Genomic DNA, 2641 nt, shown 5'->3' on the forward strand with positions numbered 1-2641 from the left:
ACAGCTCGCGCAGCAGCAGCGGGTCGCACTTCTCGAGGGCGGGGGTGCCGAGCAGTCGGACCGGCGAGGCGTCCGGGAGCAGCGGCGCCGGGTCGGTGCGCGGGGCGGTGGCCCCGGGCAGCCATCCGGGTACCGCGGTGTGGTGTCTGTGGTCGAGAACGGTCATCTCGGGGCACCTCCAGGGGTGGCGGGGGCTCCCTACCGATTGTTCGGTCGTCTGTTCATCTTGACCAGAAGCGTGACAAGGTGGTGGACAATCGGCCCGCAGGGCGGTCGACTGGTGTCAGTGCGTCCAATCAGGGAGGGTGGGGGGTCATGTCGGCTGAACAGACGTCCAGACTCGACCGGGTCGACCGGGCGATCCTGCGGCTGCTGCAGCAGGACGGTCGCGCCTCGATCCGCTCGGTGGCCGAGCGGGTGCACGTGTCCCGGGCGAACGCGTACGCCCGGATCTCCAGGATGGTCGAGGACGGCGTCATCCGCGGCTTCACAGCCCGGGTCGACCACGAGAAGGCAGGTCAGGGCGCATCCGCGTACGTCACCCTGAAGATCGTGCAGAACTCCTGGCGCTCGGTGCGCGAGCAGCTCCTGGAGCTCCCCGGGGTCGCGCACATCGCCCTGGTCGGCGGTGACTTCGACGTCCTGCTGCTGGTGCACACCGCCGACAACCACGCCCTGCGGGAGCTGGTGCTCAACCGCATCCAGTCCATCCCGCAGGTCCTCGGCACCCGGACCATGCTGGTCTTCGAGGAGACCGACCAGGTACCTCCGGACACCTTCTGAAGGCGGCTGCGGAGGCGGCGAAGGTTGCGGAGGCGGCGAAGGCTGCGGAGGCGGCGAAGGCTTCCGGTGCTGCCGGGCTGCGGGATTCCGGAAGGGCCGCTGAAGGCTGCCGGAGCTGCGGGCCCTACCCGGCCCGGAGCCCGTCGAAGGCCAGGTGGACGACGGCGTCCGCGACGCCGTCGGCGGCCTTGAGGCCCGGCCGGTACCACTCCACGATCGAGTTGATCATGCCGAAGAGCAGCCGGGTGGCCAGCCGCGGCTCGACGTCCGCCCGCAGCGCGCCGTCCGCGACGGCCGCCCGCAGCAGCTCGGCGACCTGGTGGTCGAAGTCCCGGCGCCGCTCCAGCGCCCACAGCTCGGTGGCCGTGTTGCCGCGCACCCGCAGCAGCAGCGTGACGTACGGCAGCTCCGCCAGCAGCACCTCGGCGGTCCGCCGGACGACGTGTTCCAGCCGGTCCACCGCCGCGCCCTCGACCGCGCCCGGCTCGGCGAGGATCGCGAAGAGCCCGTCCAGCGCCCGCCCGACGGCGAGCCGGAGCAGCTCCTCCTTGCCGCGCACGTGGTGGTAGATCGACGACTTCGAGATGCCGGCGGCCCGGGACAGGTCCTCCATCGAGGTCCCGTCGTAGCCGCGCTCGTTGAAGACGTCGACGGTCACCGCGAGCAGCGACTCCACGGTGTAGGCGGTGCGCGTGGTGTGATCGGCCATCCTCCGAGTATCCCCGGCGCCGCTCGACGCGGTGCGGTCGGGTCCATCGGTCCGCACCGGCACGAGGACCGAGCGCCTAGACTCGCCGGACGATCGTCCACGGCCAGCAGGGTGGGGTCCAGAGCATGAACGCAATACCGGCAGTCGCCTCCGACGCGCCCGAGCGGCGCAGCGAGGGGCCGGGCGCCGCACCCGGGGCCGGGTGGCGCGATCGCGCCCGCGCGCTGGTGCTGCGGTTCGGGCCGGCCGTCTGGTGCTACGCCGTGCTCAAGCTGGTCGGCTTCACGGTCTTCATGAAGCTGCTCTCGTTCTCCGGCGACTACCTGAAGAAGCACCCCCGCTTCGGGGGCGGGGCCAACCCTTGGGACGTGCTCGCCAGCTGGGACGGCTGGTGGTACCAGCAGGTCGCCGAGTTCGGCTACCACCCGGCGCTGGTGCCCGTCGCCAACGGCGTGCCCGGCTTCACCGTCGAGCAGAACTCGGCCGCGTTCTTCCCGCTCTACCCGGGCCTGATGCGGCTGGTCTCGGACACCACCGGGCTCGGCCTGTACGGGGCCGGGATGCTGGTCTCGGTGGTGGCCTCGCTGTTCGCCGCCGCCGGGATCCACGCCGTCGTGGACCGGCTGGCCGGCCCCCGGGCGGGCGTGGTCGCGGCCGGCCTCTGGGCGATCGCCCCGGGCTCCGGCGCCGAGTGGGCGCTCTACTCCGACTCGCTGTTCGTCGCGCTGGCGTCCTGGGCCTGCTACTGCGTGATGACCAGGCAGTGGGTCGCGGCCGGTGCGGTCACGCTGGTCGCCGGGCTCAACCGGCCCACCTCGGCGGCGCTGATCGGCGCGGTCGGCCTGGCCGCGCTGGTGGAGCTGTACCGGCGCGGGAGCGGCGTCGTCCGCCCGCTGACCGCGATGCTGCTCGCCCCGCTCGGCCTGCTCGGCTACGTCGGCTGGGTCGGCTGGCGGGCCGGCGAGTGGGGCGCCTACTTCACCCTCCAGCGCGACGCCTGGCTGCACTACTTCGACTACGGCCAGGGCACCTTCTACGCCGTCCGCGGCGTGCTGCTCGGCCGCACCGACTACCCCTTCGCCTACCCGGTCGCGGACCTGCTGGCCACCCTGATCGTCTTCTCGCTGCCGGCGCTGATCGTGCTGCTGA

3 protein-coding genes and 1 pseudogene are annotated in these 2641 nt (G+C 72.4%); 2 read left to right on the forward strand and 2 right to left on the reverse strand.

Going from position 1 to position 2641, the window contains the following annotated elements:
- Window positions 1–166: pseudogene (locus MCM47_RS39680) on the reverse strand (pyruvate dehydrogenase (acetyl-transferring) E1 component subunit alpha); the annotation flags it as partial.
- 149 nt (window positions 167–315) lie between these two features.
- On the opposite strand from MCM47_RS39680, the gene MCM47_RS39685 reads away from it, so the two are divergent.
- Entirely contained in the window at window positions 316–783 is a 468-nt protein-coding gene (locus MCM47_RS39685; RefSeq protein WP_238860550.1) for an Lrp/AsnC family transcriptional regulator, read from the forward strand.
- A gap of 124 nt (window positions 784–907) precedes the next feature.
- On the opposite strand, the gene MCM47_RS39690 is transcribed toward MCM47_RS39685, so the two are convergent.
- Window positions 908–1492, reverse strand: coding sequence for a TetR/AcrR family transcriptional regulator (locus MCM47_RS39690; protein WP_238951713.1), 585 nt, complete (start codon window positions 1490–1492; stop codon window positions 908–910).
- A gap of 125 nt (window positions 1493–1617) precedes the next feature.
- On the opposite strand from MCM47_RS39690, the gene MCM47_RS39695 reads away from it, so the two are divergent.
- On the forward strand, window positions 1618–2641 hold a 1024-nt coding region (locus MCM47_RS39695; RefSeq protein WP_238951714.1), incomplete at its 3' end, for a glycosyltransferase family 39 protein.

This window comes from Kitasatospora sp. A2-31 (assembly GCF_022288725.1).
GTDB lineage: Bacteria > Actinomycetota > Actinomycetes > Streptomycetales > Streptomycetaceae > Kitasatospora.